Source organism: Streptomyces lucensis JCM 4490 (assembly GCF_014650035.1).
Classification (GTDB): Bacteria; Actinomycetota; Actinomycetes; order Streptomycetales; family Streptomycetaceae; genus Streptomyces; species Streptomyces lucensis.
In genome coordinates this window covers 266,075-284,625 of the sequence record NZ_BMUE01000009.1, presented here as the reverse complement: position 1 = coordinate 284,625, position 18,551 = coordinate 266,075, and the positions used below count along the sequence as shown (strand labels likewise).

Annotated in this window: 19 protein-coding genes; 13 read left to right on the top strand and 6 right to left on the bottom strand. The window is 72.4% G+C overall.

Annotated elements, in window-relative coordinates:
• Window positions 1-26 precede the first annotated feature (26 nt).
• A complete protein-coding gene (locus IE177_RS22110; RefSeq protein WP_190017099.1) occupies window positions 27-362 on the top strand; it encodes a Rieske (2Fe-2S) protein in 336 nt (111 codons plus the stop codon).
• A gap of 146 nt (window positions 363-508) precedes the next feature.
• On the opposite strand, the gene IE177_RS22105 is transcribed toward IE177_RS22110, so the two are convergent.
• Window positions 509-922 (bottom strand): pyridoxamine 5'-phosphate oxidase family protein, encoded by a 414-nt coding sequence (locus IE177_RS22105; RefSeq protein ID WP_190017098.1) that lies wholly within the window; start codon window positions 920-922, stop codon window positions 509-511.
• A gap of 111 nt (window positions 923-1,033) precedes the next feature.
• Between IE177_RS22105 and clpB the strand changes: the two genes are divergently transcribed.
• Window positions 1,034-3,631, top strand: a complete 2,598-nt coding sequence (gene clpB / locus IE177_RS22100; RefSeq protein WP_190017097.1) for an ATP-dependent chaperone ClpB — start codon at window positions 1,034-1,036, stop codon at window positions 3,629-3,631.
• A gap of 3 nt (window positions 3,632-3,634) precedes the next feature.
• Here the strand turns inward: clpB and IE177_RS22095 are convergent, their stop codons facing one another.
• A complete protein-coding gene (locus IE177_RS22095) occupies window positions 3,635-4,138 on the bottom strand; it encodes a hypothetical protein (RefSeq protein ID WP_190017096.1) in 504 nt (167 codons plus the stop codon).
• Window positions 4,139-4,275: 137 nt separating this feature from the next.
• Between IE177_RS22095 and IE177_RS22090 the strand changes: the two genes are divergently transcribed.
• The gene (locus IE177_RS22090) at window positions 4,276-4,815 is read left to right on the top strand and encodes a type III secretion system chaperone family protein (protein WP_190017095.1); all 540 of its coding nucleotides are present in this window, start codon (window positions 4,276-4,278) and stop codon (window positions 4,813-4,815) included.
• 12 nt (window positions 4,816-4,827) lie between these two features.
• On the opposite strand, the gene IE177_RS22085 is transcribed toward IE177_RS22090, so the two are convergent.
• The gene (locus IE177_RS22085; protein ID WP_190017094.1) at window positions 4,828-6,018 is read right to left on the bottom strand and encodes a putative hexosyltransferase; all 1,191 of its coding nucleotides are present in this window, start codon (window positions 6,016-6,018) and stop codon (window positions 4,828-4,830) included.
• 137 nt (window positions 6,019-6,155) lie between these two features.
• Window positions 6,156-7,340: a pyridoxal phosphate-dependent aminotransferase gene (locus IE177_RS22080; protein ID WP_190017093.1), complete on the bottom strand. Its 1,185-nt coding sequence runs from the start codon at window positions 7,338-7,340 to the stop codon at window positions 6,156-6,158.
• A 141-nt stretch (window positions 7,341-7,481) separates the two neighbouring features.
• On the opposite strand from IE177_RS22080, the gene IE177_RS22075 reads away from it, so the two are divergent.
• The 8 genes from IE177_RS22075 (at window position 7,482) to IE177_RS22040 (ending at window position 15,598) form a co-directional block, all read left to right on the top strand.
• Complete coding sequence (locus tag IE177_RS22075) at window positions 7,482-7,844, top strand: hypothetical protein (RefSeq protein ID WP_190017092.1); 363 nt, start codon at window positions 7,482-7,484, stop codon at window positions 7,842-7,844.
• 358 nt (window positions 7,845-8,202) lie between these two features.
• Window positions 8,203-8,775 (top strand): DUF2617 family protein, encoded by a 573-nt coding sequence (locus IE177_RS22070; RefSeq protein ID WP_190017091.1) that lies wholly within the window; start codon window positions 8,203-8,205, stop codon window positions 8,773-8,775.
• Window positions 8,776-8,866: 91 nt separating this feature from the next.
• Entirely contained in the window at window positions 8,867-10,522 is a 1,656-nt protein-coding gene (locus tag IE177_RS22065; RefSeq protein ID WP_190017090.1) for a polyamine aminopropyltransferase, read from the top strand.
• A gap of 88 nt (window positions 10,523-10,610) precedes the next feature.
• Complete coding sequence (locus tag IE177_RS22060) at window positions 10,611-11,483, top strand: SRPBCC family protein (protein ID WP_190017089.1); 873 nt, start codon at window positions 10,611-10,613, stop codon at window positions 11,481-11,483.
• A 43-nt stretch (window positions 11,484-11,526) separates the two neighbouring features.
• Window positions 11,527-12,315, top strand: a complete 789-nt coding sequence (locus IE177_RS22055) for an aldose epimerase family protein (protein ID WP_190017088.1) — start codon at window positions 11,527-11,529, stop codon at window positions 12,313-12,315.
• A 9-nt stretch (window positions 12,316-12,324) separates the two neighbouring features.
• On the top strand, window positions 12,325-12,873 hold the full coding sequence (gene pyrE, locus IE177_RS22050) for an orotate phosphoribosyltransferase (protein ID WP_190017087.1): 549 nt from the start codon (window positions 12,325-12,327) through the stop codon (window positions 12,871-12,873).
• A 139-nt stretch (window positions 12,874-13,012) separates the two neighbouring features.
• Window positions 13,013-14,035: a class II fructose-bisphosphate aldolase gene (gene fbaA / locus IE177_RS22045; RefSeq protein WP_190017086.1), complete on the top strand. Its 1,023-nt coding sequence runs from the start codon at window positions 13,013-13,015 to the stop codon at window positions 14,033-14,035.
• A gap of 63 nt (window positions 14,036-14,098) precedes the next feature.
• Window positions 14,099-15,598, top strand: coding sequence for an MFS transporter (locus IE177_RS22040; protein WP_190017085.1), 1,500 nt, complete (start codon window positions 14,099-14,101; stop codon window positions 15,596-15,598).
• 140 nt (window positions 15,599-15,738) lie between these two features.
• Here the strand turns inward: IE177_RS22040 and IE177_RS22035 are convergent, their stop codons facing one another.
• The gene (locus IE177_RS22035) at window positions 15,739-16,158 is read right to left on the bottom strand and encodes a DUF3151 domain-containing protein (protein WP_190017084.1); all 420 of its coding nucleotides are present in this window, start codon (window positions 16,156-16,158) and stop codon (window positions 15,739-15,741) included.
• A gap of 331 nt (window positions 16,159-16,489) precedes the next feature.
• Between IE177_RS22035 and IE177_RS22030 the strand changes: the two genes are divergently transcribed.
• Window positions 16,490-16,693, top strand: coding sequence for a cold-shock protein (locus IE177_RS22030; RefSeq protein ID WP_190017083.1), 204 nt, complete (start codon window positions 16,490-16,492; stop codon window positions 16,691-16,693).
• Between the two features lie 498 nt (window positions 16,694-17,191).
• On the opposite strand, the gene IE177_RS22025 is transcribed toward IE177_RS22030, so the two are convergent.
• Complete coding sequence (locus IE177_RS22025) at window positions 17,192-17,566, bottom strand: GvpU-like protein (RefSeq protein WP_190017082.1); 375 nt, start codon at window positions 17,564-17,566, stop codon at window positions 17,192-17,194.
• Between the two features lie 635 nt (window positions 17,567-18,201).
• Here IE177_RS22025 and IE177_RS22020 point away from each other — a divergent pair.
• Window positions 18,202-18,546: a helix-turn-helix domain-containing protein gene (locus IE177_RS22020; protein ID WP_190017081.1), complete on the top strand. Its 345-nt coding sequence runs from the start codon at window positions 18,202-18,204 to the stop codon at window positions 18,544-18,546.
• Window positions 18,547-18,551: the final 5 nt, after the last annotated feature.

Sequence of the window (18,551 nt, the reverse complement as noted above, 5' to 3'; positions counted from 1 at the left end):
ATGGATGACAGCGTCTGGGACTGACTATGACTACTCCACCCGACGACCGATCCTTCCGCCGTGAGATGGCCACCGCCTACCGCTCCGGCTGGCACTTCATCGACCTCGTCACCGCCATCCCCCACAGCGGTGACTCACTGATGGTGACCGTGTTCGGCGAGCCGGTCGTCGTCACCCGGGACGACGACGGCGACGTGCGGGCGTTCCGGTGCCTGCGCAAGCCGCGCGGCGCGCCCCGGCCGGTGCGCTGTGCCATCCGGTACGGAATGATCTTCGTGAACCTGGACCAGCGGGACCACCGGCTGTCCGAGCCGGCGGACCCCGAACTCAGTACCGTCTCGGCCACCCCCCGCAGTGCCTGACGCGATTCCCCCGTCGTAAAAGATCGCTCAGGCGCTTCCCCCCGCAGCGGCGTCACCGTGACCTGAACACGGTGACGCCGCTGCAGTTTTGCGGGGACATCTCCAGGTATGGGCGTACAGCCACGCTGGCCGAAAACCATCGGTCCTCAGCCCCGCCCGAGCGCCCGCTCCAGCTCGATCTCGATGACCACGCGCGAGGGGTTCGGCGACGGGATCCGGCCGTAGCGCTCGGCGTAGCGCCGCTCGGCCTCCGCGACGCGCTCCCGCTCGGTGCGGACGTACGCGCGCCCCTCCAGGGTGGCCCAGCGCCTGCCGTCCACCTGGCACACGGCGACCCGCGCGCCCCCGGAGCCGGCCGCGCGCACATGGGAGACCTTCGCGCTCGCCCCGTTCGTGATGATCCGCGCCAGCCGGGCCCCGGGGTCGTACGTCACCCCCACGGGCACCACGTGCGGACTGCCGTCGGGCCGGATCGTCGTCAGCGTGCACAGATGCCGCTCCCGCCAGAAGGCGAGGTAGGCCTCGCCCGGGGAACCCGGATCCACGGAGTATGTCGCCATGCCCCGAAACCTAACCGGAGACACGTGCACGCCCAGCCTTGAGTGGAATAGACTCAACTTTGTGTACGCTGGTTAAGTCAGCACCGGGACGCCGAGGAGGAGAACGGACACGTGGACGCCGAGCTGACCAACAGGAGCCGGGACGCGATCAACGCCGCGAGCAGTCGCGCCGTGACCGACGGGCACCCGGACCTCACCCCCGCCCACCTGCTGCTGGCTCTGCTGCAGGGGCAGGAGAACGAGAACATCACCGACCTGCTCGCCGCCGTCGAGGCCGACCAGGCCGCCGTACGCGCCGGTGCGGAGAAGATCCTCGCCGGGCTGCCCAGTGTGACCGGCTCCACCGTCGCGCCCCCGCAGCCGAACCGCGAACTGCTGGCCGCCATCGCCGACGCGACCGAGCGGGCCAAGGCGCTCGGCGACGAGTACCTGTCCACCGAGCACCTGCTCGTCGGCATCGCCGCGAAGGGCGGCGCGGCGGGTGAGGTGCTCAAGGCGCAGGGCGCCGACGCCAGGAAGCTGCAGGAGGCCTTCCGGAAGGCCAGGGGAGGACGCCGCGTGACCACCGCCGACCCGGAGGGCCAGTACAAGGCCCTGGAGAAGTTCGGCACCGACTTCACCGCCGCCGCCCGCGAGGGCCGGCTGGACCCGGTCATCGGCCGGGACCAGGAGATCCGGCGGGTCGTGCAGGTGCTGAGCCGCCGCACCAAGAACAATCCCGTCCTCATCGGCGAGCCGGGCGTCGGCAAGACCGCCGTCGTCGAGGGGCTCGCCCAGCGGATCGTCAAGGGGGACGTGCCCGAGTCGCTGAAGGACAAGCGGCTCGTCGCGCTCGACCTCGGTGCGATGGTGGCCGGCGCCAAGTACCGCGGCGAGTTCGAGGAGCGGCTGAAGGCCGTGCTCGCCGAGATCAAGGACTCCGACGGGCAGATCATCACCTTCATCGACGAACTGCACACCGTCGTCGGCGCCGGCGCCGGCGGGGACTCCGCCATGGACGCGGGCAACATGCTCAAGCCCATGCTGGCCCGCGGCGAGCTGCGCATGGTCGGCGCCACGACCCTGGACGAGTACCGGGAGCGGATCGAGAAGGACCCCGCCCTGGAGCGCCGCTTCCAGCAGGTGCTGGTCGCCGAGCCGTCGGTGGAGGACACGATCGCGATCCTGCGCGGTCTGAAGGGCCGTTACGAGGCCCACCACAAGGTCCAGATCGCCGACAGCGCGCTGGTGGCCGCCGCCACCCTGTCCGACCGGTACATCACCTCCCGCTTCCTGCCCGACAAGGCCATCGACCTGGTGGACGAGGCCGCCTCCCGCCTCCGCATGGAGATCGACTCGTCCCCCGTGGAGATCGACGAACTCCAGCGTGCCGTGGACCGGCTGAAGATGGAGGAGCTGGCGATCGCCAAGGAGACCGACCCGGCCTCCCGCGAACGCCTGGAGAAGCTGCGCCGCGACCTCGCCGACAAGGAGGAGGAGCTGCGGGGCCTGACCGCCCGCTGGGAGAAGGAGAAGCAGTCCCTGAACCGGGTCGGTGAGCTGAAGGAGAGGCTGGACGACCTGCGCGGCCAGGCCGAACGCGCGCAGCGCGACGGCGACTTCGACACCGCCGCCAAGCTGCTCTACGGCGAGATCCCGCAGCTGGAGAAGGAGCTGGAGGCCGCCTCCGAGGCCGAGGAGGAGGTCGCCCGGGACACCATGGTCAAGGAGGAGGTCGGCTCCGACGACATCGCCGACGTCGTCGCCGCCTGGACCGGCATCCCCGCCGGGCGCCTGCTGGAGGGCGAGACGCAGAAGCTGCTGCGGATGGAGGACGAGCTGGGCAAGCGGCTCATCGGCCAGTCCGAGGCCGTGCGCGCGGTCAGCGACGCCGTGCGGCGCTCGCGGGCCGGGATCGCCGACCCCGACCGCCCCACCGGATCCTTCCTCTTCCTCGGCCCGACCGGTGTCGGCAAGACCGAACTGGCCAAGGCGCTCGCCGACTTCCTCTTCGACGACGAGCGGGCCATGGTCCGCATCGACATGTCGGAGTACAGCGAGAAGCACAGCGTGGCCCGGCTGGTCGGCGCGCCCCCCGGGTACGTCGGCTACGAGGAGGGCGGCCAGCTCACCGAGGCGGTGCGCCGCCGCCCGTACAGCGTGGTGCTGCTGGACGAGGTGGAGAAGGCCCACCCCGAGGTCTTCGACATCCTGCTCCAGGTCCTGGACGACGGCCGCCTGACGGACGGTCAGGGACGCACCGTCGACTTCCGCAACACCATCCTGGTGCTCACCTCCAACCTGGGCAGCCAGTACCTGGTCGACCCGGTGCTCGGGGAGCAGGAGAAGAAGGAACAGGTGCTGGAGATGGTCCGGGCCTCCTTCAAGCCGGAGTTCCTCAACCGCCTGGACGACCTGGTCGTCTTCTCCGCGCTGACCAAGCCCGAACTGGAGCGGATCGCCGGGCTGCAGATCGACCGGCTGGCCAAGCGGCTCGCCGAGCGCCGGCTCACGCTGGACATCACCCCCGGTGCGCTGGCCTGGCTCGCGGAGGAGGGCATGGACCCGGCCTACGGCGCCCGCCCGCTGCGCCGCCTCGTCCAGACCGCCATCGGCGACCGCCTCGCCAAGGAGATCCTCTCCGGCGAGATCAAGGACGGCGACACGATCCGCGTCGACCGCTTCGGCGAGGGGCTGATCGTGGGGCCGGCGACGGGCAAGACGCTGTGACCCTCACGAGGTGAACGCCGAGAACACCACGAGGGCCGTGTCCCGGCCCTCGCAGGTGATGTCGACGTCGACAGTGAACGCGCCGAAGCCGGGGTCCGTCCTGCCCGGCACGCGCCCCGCGTAGTTCCAGTCCTCCTCGCGCAGGCCCAGGTCGAGGCAGAGGTCGACGGAGTGCGGGTGACAGGACCGGGTCCCGGGGTCCGGCGCGTCCGGATAGGTGGCCCTCAGCCAGTCGCGCACGTCCTCGCGGGGCATACGGAAGCGGGCCACGTAGTCGGTGTCCATCCAGGACCGCACCGTGCAGCTCGTGTCGCGCGCCCCCTTCGGCAGCCTCGCCCCGCCGAAGGACAGCGCCTCGGCGCACGGCACCTCACCGGACTCCCCGCCGAGCGGGGCGTCCGGGCGGAGCCAGGCCACCACCATGACGACCAGGCCGGTGAGCAGCGCCACCGGCAGCGCCAGCACCGCCGCGACAGGCCCCCACCTGGTCCGTCCCCGCGCCGCCATGCCGGCTCCCGTCGCCCGCCCGCCTCACCCGACCAGCCGGATCATGTCAGCCCATGGCTGACAGGTCACGTCAGGGCTTGCCACCCCCCTCCCCGCATGGGGGAGGATGGCGGGATCCGCATGAAGGGAAAAACACGGTGAGCATCGACCCGTCCTCGATTCCGAACTTCGGGGGCCAGCCCGACCCGCAGCCCCAGGGACCGGCGGGCCCCGTCCTCCCGGATCAGGACCTCGTGAAGCAGCTCCTCGACCAGATGGAGCTGAAGTACGTCGTCGACGAGGAGGGCGACCTCGCGGCTCCGTGGGAGCAGTTCCGCACGTACTTCATGTTCCGCGGGGAGGCCGAGCAGGCGGTCTTCTCGGTGCGGACCTTCTACGACCGTCCGCACCAGATCGACGAGAAGCCCCAGCTTCTGGAGTCCGTCGACGACTGGAACCGCCGCACCCTGTGGCCCAAGGTGTACACGCACACCCACGACGACGGCACCGTCCGCCTGATCGGCGAGGCCCAGATGCTGATCGGCACGGGCGTCGACATCAACCACTTCGTCTCCTCCACGGTCAGCTGGGTGCGGGCCGCGATCGAGTTCGACAAGTGGCTCGTCGAGCAGCTCGGCCTGGAGCAGGAGGTCGACGAGGCCGAGAAGCCCGAGGAGCCCGGGGACGACGGGGAGTAACCCCGCCGCCCGTCACAGGGGCGCGTGCCCGAACACGACCAGGTACGCGCCGTAGACATAGCTGAGCCCGGCCAGGGCCGCGACCACCACGGTCGCGTGCCAGGGCCGGGCTCTCGCCGTCCGTACCAGCGCCCGGGCGAGCGGCAGCAGCAGCGGGAACGCCGGCAGCAGGAACCGCGGCCTGGAGGCGAAGAAGCCCGACCCGCCGAGGGCGATCAGCAGCAGCACCCCGCTGTACGCCAGCAGCGGCAGCGGGGCGCGCTCGACGAGCAGCAGCGCGAACAGCAGCACGGCGACGGCCGCGATGATCAGCGCCATCGCGAAGACGAACCGGTTGCCGTGCAGCAGCGAGCGGCGCACCACTTCCAGCGAACCCCGCCCGAAGTCGAACCGCGACCCCCAGCGCCGCTGCACCTCGAAGTAGCCGCCCAGCGGGTTACCCGTGCGCCGGCCGACCCACAGGACGTACGCCGTCCAGCCCAGCGGGGCGAGCGCCGCGCCCGTCCACAGCCTGTGGGAAACCCTGCCGCGCCGCCGCCACACCTCGCAGCCCGCGGCGGCCAGCACGGCGGCGGCCACCGCGAACCCGTTCGGCCGGGCGAGTCCCGCGCACGCGGCCAGCACGCCCGCCCACCGCCAGTGCCCGGTCAGCACCGCGTGCAGGGACCAGGCCGCGAACGCCGTCAGCAGCGGCTCGGTGTACGCCATCGACAGCACCACCGAGTGCGGCAGCAGACCCCACAGCAGCACCAGCGCGATACCGACCGCCCGCCCGTGCAGCCGGGTGCCGACCGCGTGGATGCCGGCGGCGGCCACGGCGGCGGCCGTCCACGACACCAGCAGCCCGGCGCCGACGCCGCCGAGCGGGGTCAGCGCGGTCACCGCACGCACCAGCCCCGGGTACAGCGGGAAGAACGCCAGGTCGCTGACGACCGTGGAGCGCAGGTGCAGGGAGTGGCCGTAGCCGTGCGCGGCGATGCCGAGGTACCACTTCGAGTCCCAGGACCGGCCGAGCAGCATCAGGGGGTGCCGGCCGGCGGCCGCGCCGACGAGGGCGAGCACGGCGGCGCCGGTGAGCCGCGCGCCCAGGAAGAGGCCCACGGCGACGGCGCCCGCGCTGCCGGGCGACGGCCCGGTGCGCTCCCCGGGGGCCGGTTGGGGTGTGACGACGGGCGGGGCGAGGACGGTGCTGGCGTGAGTCACCACCGCACCCTGCAGGGGCCCGGGCGCCGACGCGAGCAGCAGACGGCCGAGTACGCCACCGGTTCACCTGTGTCGAGTACAGGCACCGGGCCACTTGGTCGCATCCGGGACCGTGCCGCGCCGGCCCTACGCGGGGCTCACATGGCCCGGAGCCGTTGTGCCGCCTCCCGCAGCACCTCCTCGCGCTTGCAGAAGGCGAACCGCACGAACGGGGCCCCGGCCTCGCGGTCGTCGTAGAAGACGGCGTTGGGGACGGCGACCACGCCGGCGCGCTCCGGCAGGGCGCGGCAGAACGCGAAGCCGTCCTTCTCGCCGAGGGGGCGGATGTCGGTGGTGACGAAGTAGGTGCCGGCCGGCCGGAACACCTCGAAGCCCGCCTCCGCCAGTCCCGCCGCGAGGATGTCCCGGCGGGCCAGCATGGACCGGCGGAAGTCCTCGAAGTAGGAGTCGGGCAGGGCCAGCGCCTCGGCGACCGCGTACTGGAAGGGGCCCGAGGAGACGTACGTCAGGAACTGCTTCACCGAGCGGACGGCGCGCACGAGTTCGGGCGCGGCCGTCACCCAGCCGACCTTCCAGCCGGTGAAGGAGAAGGTCTTGCCGGCCGAACCGATGGTCACCGTGCGCTCGCGCATCCCGGGGAACGTGGCGAGCGGCACGTGCTCGGCGCCGTCGAACACCAGGTGCTCGTACACCTCGTCCGTCACCACCAGCAGGTCCCGCTCCACCGCCAGCTCGGCGATCGCGGCCAGTTCGGCGCGCGTGAGGACCGTGCCGGTCGGGTTGTGCGGGGTGTTGACGAGCAGCAGCCGGGTGCGGCCGGTGACCGCCGCGCGCAGTTCGTCCAGGTCCAGACGGAAGCCGCCGTCGTGCGGGCGGAGCGTGACCGGCACCCGCGTGCCGCCCGCCATGGCGATGCTCGCGGCGTAGGAGTCGTAGTACGGCTCCAGGGCGACGACCTCGTCCCCGGGCTCCAGCAGCGCCAGCAGCGAGGCCGCGATGGCCTCCGTCGCGCCCGCCGTGACCAGTACCTCGGTGTCGGGGTCGTACGACAGTCCGTAGTGGCGCAGCTGGTGCCCGGCGATCGCGGTGCGCAGCTCGGGGACGCCCGGACCGGGCGGGTACTGGTTGCCCCGCCCGTCCCGCAGCGCCCGTACGGCCGCCTCCCGGACCTCCTCGGGACCGTCGGTGTCCGGGAAGCCCTGGCCCAGGTTGATCGCCCCGGTGGCCACCGCGAGGGCGGACATCTCGGCGAAGATCGTCGTCCCGAACTCGGCGAGGCGGCGGTTGAGGAAGGGGCGCGCGGAGGAGGTCATGCCGGTCATCCTGCGCCCAAGCTCTGGAGTTCCTCAACTCTGCTTTGAGCCCGGAGGCGGCCGGGCATCCCCCGGTCACCGCGCGAGGCGCGGCAACAGGCGAGGCGCCCACGGGGGGCCGCTTCGGGGGAACGGAAGGAGGGGGGCGCCATGGAGATCGGCATCATCCTGGCGGTGGCCGCGGTCGTGGTCGTCGCGGCGGCGGCGGGCCGGGCCCGCCGCAACCGGCGCACCAAGGTGTCGCTCGGCAAGGGCGGCCGGGGCCGGTCGTACCGCTCGTCGTCTTCGTCTTCGTCATCGTCGTACGACGGCGGAAGCAGCTGGTGGGCCTGGGGCGGCGCGGCCGACTCCGGCTCGTCCTCGGGGGGACACGGGAGTCACGGCGGGCACGGGGGTCACCACTCCTGCGGCGGCGGCTCCTCGTGCGGGGGCAGCTCTTCCTGCGGCGGGGGATCGTCCTGCGGCGGCGGCTCCTCGTGCGGTGGAGGGGGCGGATGCGGGGGAGGCAGCTGACACGGGGCAGCTGAGCTTCCTCCCGCGAACCGTCCCGTGCCGGACGGGACTCGCGGGATCAGGGGGAACCGCATCCGGGCCGCACCGAGCGCCCGCCGGACGAAGCGACCGGCGGGCGCTCACCCGTTCCACTGCCGCTCCCCGGTGTACGCCAGGGTTGAACAGTTGAGCTGTGGAGCCCCCCGAGGGATGGAAACCGCATGAAGTTGGGTAAAAGCGCTGTGAAGGCGCCACAGTTCATGATTCCCTCTGAATCGCCAACGCAGCCCCCAGGACGTCCCGCAGACTCCCCCCGGCCGGGCCGGCTGGGCTGACATGGCCGATCTCCCCTCCTGTCGCGTGTTAGCGGAGCCGATCCATGCTCACGACCCTGAACACCTCCTACACCGATACGCGCGCGGCCGACCTCGCCTGGGCGCTGGGGCGTGAGCCGCTGCCCGCGCTGGCCACGCTCGACCTCGAACTCGCGGGATCCAAACTCCAGTTGCGACTGCTCGGCGCGTCCCACCAGGTGCTCCTGGAGGAGGAGCGCGGCCTCTGCTCGGAGACGGTCGCCTGCATCCCCGGTTCCAGCACGCCCCTCCCGCTCGGCGTCGCCAAGCGGGTCGACGACTGGGAGTACGAGTTCGCCGCCCGCGTCGAGGTGCTCACGCCCGGCTCGTTCGCGGGACGCGCCCAGGAGCTGCTGGCCCTCGTCTCCGACCATCCGCACGGCCTCGCCGGCGTGTTCCCCGGCAGCCCGCACGCGTTCACCGCCCTGCTCGCCCAGCGGCACGAGGGCCAGGTGCACTGGCGCACCTGGCACGCCTACCCGCAGGACGGGCAGTTGGTGGCGACGCGCACGCGGGTCGGGCCGCGGAGGAGAGCCGGGCGGCCGGACGACCGTACCGGGGAAGGCGGTTGGCCGCCGGACGAACCCGTGAGGGCGTGAACGGCCGCATAAACCCGTAATGCGTCAACTGCCCTCACTTCCACACGTGTGGGTGACGAAGCGTCCCGAGTGCGTGACGTAACGTCACAGAGTGATCGATTCGCACGCTCCCGCGCCCCCGGTCGCCCCGCCTTCCCGGACCGGCCCGCCCTCCTCGACCGGCCCGGTCCCGCTGCCCGTCCGGCCCGGCCCGGGACGGTTCCTGGTGCTGGTGTGCGGCTTCGTCTGCGCGGCCTGCGGACTGGTGTACGAGCTCGAACTCGTCACGTTCGCCTCGTACATGATCGGCGACTCGGTCACCCAGGCCTCCATCGTGCTGTCCGTGATGGTGTTCGCGATGGGCATCGGCTCCCTCGCCGCCAAACGGCTGCGCCGCCACGCGGCCGCCGCCTTCGGCGCGGTCGAGTCGGCCCTCGCCCTGGTCGGCGGGTGCAGCGCGATGGCGCTGTACGCCGTCTTCGCCTGGACCGGCGGCTGGGGCGGGTGGTGGGCCGAGGGCCCGCGCTGCCTGCTCGTGGCCTTCTCCCTCGCCATCGGCCTGCTCATCGGCGCCGAGGTCCCCCTGCTGATGGAGCTGATCCAGCGCATCCGCCGGCAGGACGCGGGCGGCGCGGTGGCCGACCTGTTCGCCGCGGACTACGTCGGCGCCCTGGTCGGCGGCCTGGCCTTCCCCTTCCTGCTGCTCCCCTTCTTCGGCCAGCTGACCGGCGCCCTGCTCACCGGCACGGTCAACGTCGTCGCGGGCGGCGCCCTCGTCCTCGGCCTCTTCCGCCGCGACCTGAGCCGCCGGGCCCGCTGGACCCTGCCGCTCGCCGCCCTCACCGTCCTCGGCGTCCTCGGCTCCGCCGCCGCCCTCGCCGGCGACTTCGAACGAGCCGCCCGGCACGCCGTCTACGGCGCGGACGTCCGGGTGGCCGTCCGGACCGGCGCCCAGGAGGTCGTCCTGACCGGCGGCACCGGCGGCCGGCCACTCCGGCTCTACCTCGACGGCCGCCCCCGCCCCGCCGGCCGCGACGCACGCCGCTACCACGAGGCCCTGGTCCACCCGGCCCTGTCCGGCCACCCCGGGACGCGCGTGCTGATCCTCGGCGGCGGCGACGGCCTGGCCCTGCGCGAGGTGCTGCGCCACCACGGGGTGCGCCGCGTCGACGTCGTCGAACCCGACCCCGGCCTGATCCGCCTGGCCCGCCACGACCCCGGCCTGGCCGCCGCGAACGGCCACGCCTACTCCGACCCGCGCGTCCACGTCACCTCAGCGGACGCCTTCGGACGGCTGCGCGACGCCCCCGCGGCCGCGTACGACGCCGTCGTCGCCGACCTGCCCGATCCGGGCATCACCGCCGGCACCAAGCTGTACTCGCAGGAGTTCTACGGTCTGGCCCGGCGCGCCCTGGCCCCGCACGGCCGCCTGGTGGTGCACGCGGGCCCGGTCACCACCCGCCCCCGCGCCTTCTGGACGGTCGCCGCGACCCTGCGCGCGGCCGGCCTCGCCCCCACCCCCTACCGGGTCCTCAGCCACGACTCCGGCTCCGGTGCGGGCCCCGACCGCTCGCCCGGCGCGTCCGGGGCCCCGCACGACTGGGGCTTCCTACTGGCGGCCCCCGGCCGCACCCCACCGCCCCTGCGCCTGGACGGCGACCGGCTGAGCACCCTGGACCAGACCGGGCTGACGGCGGACGGACGGGCGGCACGGCGCACCCGGTGGCCCGGTCTGCCCGCCTCGACGCTGGTGCGTCCGCGGTACTGAGCAGCGCCGGGCGGCGGTGGCCGGCCCGGCCGACTCACCGGTTCCGCGGAGGGTACGTTCCCGCCACTCCTGGGTAGGCTCAGCGGACATGGAGCACCAGGTCTTCGTCGCGGTTCCCGCCGAGCGGCTCAGGGCGGCACTGGCCGACCCCGCTCGTGTCGCCCGGGCGGTACCCGGCCTGCAGCAGGACGCCGGTGCCGAGCCCGTCGCCGGGCGGCTGAAGGTGCGCGTCGGCGGACACTCCGTCACCTACCGGGGAGCGGTACGGGTGGTGGCCCGCGAGGACGGCACGTACGCGATCGAGGGCGACGCCGCCGAGGCCCGCGGCACCGGCTCGGTCAAGCTCGCCCTGACCCTGCGCCTGTCCGACGCCGGCGGCGGTTCCACCGTCACGGTCGGGGGCACGGCGCACGCCGACGGCCGGATCACGGAACTCCCGGCGGAGGCGGTGACCTCGGCGGCGACGAGGCTGCTGGACCGCTTCGTGGAGGGCCTGGCGGAGCAGGAGCGGGAACCCGGGCAGGAGCAGGAGCCGGGGCAGGAGCAGGAGCCGGGGCAGGAGCAGGAACTCGGCCATGAACAGGAGCCTGGGCAGGGACAGGAGCAGCAGCGGGGGCCGGAGTCCGCGACCGGCCGGCCCTCCTCCGTCTTCGACACCGAGGTGCCCCCGCCCGCCCTGGACGCCGAGGCCGACGAGGACGGGATCGGCGCGGCCGACGGGCTCGTCGAGGACTTCGCCGGCACCGGCGAGCCCCCCGCCGAGGCCGCGCACGCCCGCCGCACGATGATCGGCCGCAGCGCCGAGGAGGTCGACCACGCCCCGCCACGCGGCCGCTACGCCCCCGTACCGGCCCCCCAGACCGTGGGCGGGAACCCGGCCCTGCGCTGGGCGGCCCCCGCGGCGGCCCTGGCACTGGCCTCGGCGGTCGTCGTGACCCGCGCCCTGCGCAGGCGCCGCTGACCGGCCGACGGCGCCCTCTTGATCGCCCCAGTAGGGTCATGGCGTGAGTAACGAAGAGATCACGCTGACCGCGGGCGACGCGGAGGTGAGCGTGCTGCCGGGCAACGGCGGCCGCATCGGTGGGCTGCGGATCGGCGGCGTCGAGCTGCTGCGGCAGGGCGAGCGCTACGGGTGCTTCCCGATGGTGCCCTGGTGCGGCCGGATCCGGGAGGGCCGCTTCCTGGACGGCGCCACCGTCCGCCAGATGCCGGTCAACTCCCCGCCGCACGCCATCCACGGCACCGCCCGCGACGGCGCCTGGCGCACCGCCCGGGTCTCCGGCGACGAGGCCGTGATCACCTACGACCTGGCCGACCCCTGGCCGCACCGGGGCCGGGTCACCCAGGTCGTCACGCTGGCCGAGGACAGCCTGACGCTGACGATGTCCGTCGAGGCGTACGACGACTCCTTCCCGGCGCAGATCGGCTGGCACCCCTGGTTCCACCGGAACCTCGGCGGCGAGGACGTCCGGCTGGACTTCAAGCCCGCCTGGCAGGAGGAGCGCGGCGCCGACCACCTGCCCACCGGCAACCGCGTCGACCCCGGGGCCGGCCCCTGGGACGACTGCTTCGGCATGCCCGGCGGCGTCGACGTCACCCTCACCTGGCCGGGACAGCTCCAGCTGAAGGTGGCCAGCCGGGAGGAGTGGGTGGTCGTCTACGACGAGCAGGCCGAGGCCGTGTGCGTGGAGCCGCAGACCGGCCCGCCCAACGGCCTGAACACCCTCCCGCGCCTGGTCACCCCGCTGGAGCCGCTGGAGGCGACGACCACCTGGAGCTGGCGGCGCATCTAAGCTGGGGGCATGACGGATGTACGCGGCGCGCTGCTGCAGCAGATCAAGGACAAGGCCGTGGTGCACGGCAAGGTGACCCTTTCCTCCGGTCTGGAGGCCGACTACTACGTCGACCTGCGCCGCATCACCCTCGACGGCGAGGCCGCCCCGCTGGTCGGCCAGGTGCTCCTGGACCTCACCGCCGACCTGGAGTTCGACGCGGTGGGCGGGCTCACCATGGGCGCCGACCCGGTCGCGGCCGCCATGCTGCACGCCGCCGCCGCGCGCGGGAGGAAGCTCGACGCGTTCGTCGTCCGCAAGGCCGCCAAGGCGCACGGACTGCAGCGCCGGGTGGAGGGGCCGGACATCGCGGGCCGCCGCGTGCTCGTCGTAGAGGACACCTCCACCACCGGCGGCTCCCCGCTGACCGCCGTGGAGGCCGTGCGCGAGGCCGGCGCCGAGGTGGTGGCCGTCGCGACCATCGTCGACCGGGCGACCGGGGCCGCGGAGAAGATCGAGGCCGGCGCGGGCGTTCCGTACCGGTTCGCCTTCTCGAAGGATGAACTGGGTCTGGACTGACACGCGGGATTGACCTGGACTTGACCGACGCATGGACCACGGGTCCATGTCTGGAAAGATGGGGACGACGATGACGTCACCCCCAAGGTCTAGGTCAGGGCCGTAGCAGAACCTCAACCGCACACTCAAGGAGCGGACCATGCCCATCGCAACCCCCGAGGTCTACAACGAGATGCTCGACCGGGCGAAGGCAGGCAAGTTCGCCTACCCGGCCATCAACGTCACCTCGAGCCAGACCCTGCACGCCGCCCTGCGCGGCTTCGCGGAGGCCGAGAGCGACGGCATCGTGCAGATCTCCACGGGTGGCGCCGAGTTCCTGGGCGGCCAGTACAGCAAGGACATGGTGACCGGCGCGGTCGCGCTCGCCGAGTACGCGCACATCGTCGCCGAGAAGTACCCGGTCAACATCGCGCTGCACACCGACCACTGCCCGAAGGACAAGCTCGACGGCTACGTACGTCCGCTGCTCGCGCTGTCCGAGGAGCGCGTGAAGGCCGGCCGGCACCCGCTGTTCCAGTCGCACATGTGGGACGGCTCCGCCGAGACCCTCGCCGACAACCTGGAGATCGCCCAGGAGCTGCTGGAGCAGGCCCGCCGGGCGAACATCATCCTGGAGGTCGAGATCACCCCGACCGGTGGCGAGGAGGACGGCGTCTCCCACGAGATCAACGACTCCCTCTACACCACCGTCGATGACGCGATCCGCACCGCCGAGGCCCTGGGCCTGGGCGAGAAGGGCCGCTACCTGCTGGCCGCCTCCTTCGGCAACGTGCACGGCGTCTACAAGCCGGGCAACGTCGTGCTCCGCCCCGAGCTGCTGAAGGAGCTGGCCGACGGCGTGTCCGCCAAGTTCGGCAAGAGCGCCCCGTTCGACTTCGTCTTCCACGGCGGCTCCGGCTCCACCGAGCAGGAGATCCTGACAGCGCTGGAGAACGGCGTCGTGAAGATGAACATCGACACGGACACCCAGTACGCCTTCACCCGTCCGGTCGCCGACCACATGTTCAAGAACTACGACGGCGTCCTGAAGGTCGACGGCGAGGTCGGCGACAAGAAGACCTACGACCCGCGCACCTGGGGCAAGCTGGCCGAGGCGGGCATGGCCCAGCGCGTCACGCTGGCCACGCAGCACCTGCGCTCGGCGGGCAACAAGATCAAGTAAGCGGTACCTCCCAGCGGGCCCGGCGGCTGTCCACGGCGCCGGGCCCGCTGTATACCTGGGGACGTGCCCGACGTCCGGCTGGCCTCGCCCCGGGGCAAGTGGATCCTGCTGACCACCGTCCTCGGCTCCAGCATGGCCATGCTGGACTCCACCGTCGTCAACGTGGCGCTCCCGCGCATCGGCAGCGACCTCGACGCGAGCCTCGCCGCGTTGCAGTGGACGGTCAACGCGTACCTGGTCACGCTGGCCGGGCTGATCCTGCTGGGCGGGTCGCTCGGCGACCGCTACGGCCGCCGCAGGATCTTCGTGCTGGGGGTGGTGTGGTTCGCGGCGGCCTCGCTGCTGTGCGGGCTGGCGCCCGGCCCGGGCGTGCTGATCGTCGCGCGCGCCCTGCAGGGCGTCGGAGGGGCGCTGCTGACCCCCGGCTCGCTGTCGCTCATCCAGGCCTCCTTCCACCCCGACGACCGCAGCCGGGCCGTCGGCCTGTGGTCCGGCTTCGGCGGGGTCGGGGCGGCCGTCGGCCCCTTCCTGGGCGGCTGGCTGGTGGCCGGCCCCGGCTGGCGCTGGGTGTTCCTGCTGAACCTCCCACTCGCCCTGCTGTGCGTCCCGGTGGCGCTGCGGCACGTCCCGGAGTCCGCCGACCCGGGCGCCCGCGGCCGCTTCGACGTGCTCGGCGCGGCGCTCGGCGCCCTCGCCCTCGCGCTGCTGACCTACGCGCTCATCGAGGCCCCGGGCGGCTCCCCGGCGGTGGTGGTGACCGCGGTGGCGGGGCTGGCCGCCGCGGTGGCCTTCGGGTACGTCGAGAAGCACCGGCCGGACCCGATGCTCCCGCCGGACATCTTCGCCTCGCGCCAGTTCACGGCGGTCAACCTGGTCACGCTGTGCGTGTACGCGGCCTTCGGCGGCTTCTTCTTCCTCACCGCGCTGCAGTTGCAGGTGGTGGCGGGCTACTCGCCGCCGGCCGCCGGCGCGGCCCTGCTGCCCACCACCGCCCTGATGCTGCTGTTCTCCGCCCGCTCGGGCGCGCTGGCCGACCGCACGGGCCCCCGGCTCCCGCTCACCGTCGGCCCGTTGCTGTGCGCGGTCGCGATGCTGCTGATGCTCCGGGTGGGCCCGGACGCGGACTACCTCACGGACGTCCTGCCCGCGCTGCTGGTGATGGGCACCGGCATGGTCACCCTGGTCGCCCCGCTGACGGCCACGGTGCTCGCCTCCGTCGACACCGCCCGGGCGGGCCTGGCCAGCGGCATCAACAACGCGGCGGCCCGGGCGGCGGGGCTGGTGGCCGTGGCCGCGCTGCCGCTGCTGACGGGGATGGGCCCGGAGGCGTACCGGTCGCCGACGGCGTTCGACGCGGCGTTCTCGCGGGCGATGCCGATCTGTGCGGGGGCGCTGCTGCTGGGCTCGGCGTTGGCGTTCGGGCTGGTCCGCCGGCTGCCTCCGGGGTGCCGGCGCCCGGAGTGCCGGACCCACGGCAACGTGACGGCACCGCCGCTGGAGGCCGACCGCCGTGCCTCGCCCCGGCCGCGTGGGGGCCGGTCACGCAGTTCCCCGCGCCCCTGAGGGGTTGCCGTGCTGTCGGTCCCGGAGGGAGCCGTCGCTGCGGGCAGTCGTGCCGCTGGGGCGGCACGGGTGGGCGCAGCGGCGCCCTGTCAGCGCCGGCGAGCGACCCCACCCCCGGCCCGCACCGGCGCGGCCACCTGTCAGCGCTTCAGCTCGTCGTACGCCTCGGCGCTGCTGTCCTTCAGGAACTGCCAGCAACGCTCCGTCTCATCCTTCTCGTCGATCTCGCCGGCTGCACGAGCGAGGGCGGCGAGGCAGCGCAGGAACCCGCGATTGGCCCGGTGGTCCCAGGGGACGGGCCCGTGGCCCTTCCAGCCGGCCCGACGCAGTGCGTCCAGACCGCGGTGATAGCCGGTGCGCGCGTACGCGTACGACTCGACCACTCGCCCCGCCTCGAAGGCGTCGTCGGCGAGCATGGCCCAGGCGAGGGAGAACGTCGGGTACTTCGCCGCCACCTCGGCCGGAGGCTGGGACTCCTCGCCCAGAAGGCGGTATGCCTCTTCGTTCTCCGGGAGGTACGTCGGCTCCGGGCCGCCGAGCAGGTTCTTGTGAGTCGTCATGGATGCAGTCTGCCACTCACGCAAGGGCCGGGCGGATCGACGGAGTCACCTGGGACACATGGATGTCGTCGGTGGCTGTCGGCCACAGCCGCGCCCGCGGAGAACAATATCTGTGCCCGTGAAATGAGATATAGGTGCGGGGTACGGCGAGTATTCCTCGACCGCCCGGCGGAGCGAAATCATCGACCGCGCAAAGCCGATCGCACCGTGCTACTGTCGATATCGGTTGCAGGTGAGGTTGCCAGAAGGTTTTTCCGACGGCTGATCATCACGGCGACACCGGAATGCGCGCAGGGCGTATTCCGGACACCGCCTCCGAAGGAGAAACAAAATGGCTACTGGCACCGTGAAGTGGTTCAACGCGGAAAAGGGCTTCGGCTTCATCGAGCAGGACGGCGGCGGCCCCGACGTCTTCGCGCACTACTCGAACATCCAGTCCCAGGGCTTCCGGGAGCTGCTGGAAGGCCAGAAGGTGTCGTTCGACATCGCGCAGGGCCAGAAGGGCCCGACGGCCGAGAACATCGTTCCCGCCTGACGCGCCGGCACTGACGCGTACTTCGCAGCTGGGGCCGCACCTTGGGGTGCGGCCCCAGCTCGCTTTATTCCCAGGGCGATACGGCCCTGTTTTTGGCGTTCTCGCGATTCTCTGCCCTGCTCGTTCTGCAGCGAAAATTCCTTGGTACGTGCCCGCGTCGAGTCGCATCGAGGAAGGTTCCGCATGAACCGCACGCGCACCCATCGCACATAAGGCCGCTCCGGGGCACCCCGGTCCGCTCGGGCGACGCGGAGCCGAGCCGCATCACAGGCGCCCGGACGCCTTCCGGGGCCCCTGTGGTCATCACCGCGCCCGTCCCGGAACGCATCCACCGCGCGCCTTCGCCGTCCCGGGGCCGTCGAGGCCGCGTCGGCCAGGGCGGACCCCACCGGCGCGAGGGTGCGACCCAGGGCACAGCGGCGGCCCTGGAACGACTCGGCTGCCTGGGCCGGTCAGTCCCCGGAGCCCCCTTGGCCCGCCCTCGCACGCTGATCCGTCTCACCGGTCGAAGTGGATGAGATCTCCCACGGTCCATGCGCTGACGTCCTTGATCGCGACTCGGTACATGCCGCCCGTCTCAGGGATCCCGAGGCTGCCCTGCAGGATCCGGGCGAGATGAAAGTGCAGATGCGTGGGCGCCTCGCCGCGGCCGGGCCGGTTCCCTCGCGGACCGCGGGAGAAGACGTCCGAGAACGGGCCGAGACGGTCCGAGTCCTTCAGGACCTCCGCCACCCGCTCCCTCCACACGGCCTCGGGAGCCAGCCGGCCGGTGATGACGGCACCGCCGACGACCACGGTCAGCGACATCTGATTGCTTCGCTCGGACTCCACCGCGGCGGAGATGGCGACGAGCAGCTCATCAGGGTTCGACATGACAGCAGAGCTTATGCGGTCCGCCCGTTCCAGGAACCGCCCCCGGGACTGAAGCGGCCGCGTGCTCGGCGGGAGGCGGCTTCGGTCAGCCCCGGGGGGTCGGCACGGCAGCCTCCCTCCTCCACCGGAAGGGTGAAATCTACTTTTGCACGAGTAGATTTTCGTTCCTTACGTGGGTATGCTTCTTCCCGTAGACATGGTCGATCGAGACCCGCCAGACACGAACTGGCGGGTGGCTGAATACGAAGTACGCAGGTCAGTGCGGCTCTCGAGCCTCGAAGCCAATGCGTTCCCGAGAACGGTGACGAAGCTGAGAGCCGCACTGGGCGGCTCGTACGTGGAGGAGCTGCCGGCAGCAGTACCGGTTCATCCAGTGGTCGGACGAGAGGAACGGAGGAGCAGACGCCATCAGGATCGCCCGGCCCGAGAAGCGCTCGGTCCGGGTACCGCAAGACCCCGGATTGGATGGTGGTCCACGGTCACGCAGCTGCGATCCCCCGCTCCGCCCTCCGGGCCGGGTAGCGGAAACAGAAGGTCGGCACAGCAGTAGAGCCGACGGATGGTGTTGAATTTCCTTCGGGGCCCTGGTGCCGTACGGCACCAGGGCCCCTCGACGCGTTGCACAGCGAGGTGACATGACATCGGACAACCCCCTCAATGATCGTCTGGACGACGACGACTACCCCGCGTACACCATGGGCCGGGCAGCCGAGATGCTCGGCACCACCCCGGCCTTCCTCCGGGCCATCGGTGAGGCTCGGCTGATCACTCCGCTCCGCTCGGAGGGGGGACACCGCCGGTACTCCCGCTACCAACTGCGGATCGCGGCCCGCGCCCGCGAACTCGTCGACAAGGGGACTCCGATCGAGGCTGCGTGCCGCATCGTCATCCTCGAGGACCAGCTCGAGGAAGCGCAGCGCATCAACGCCGAGCATCGCCGTGCCGCCAGCGGGTCGACGGGCGGCTCCGGCTCCGGCTGATGCAG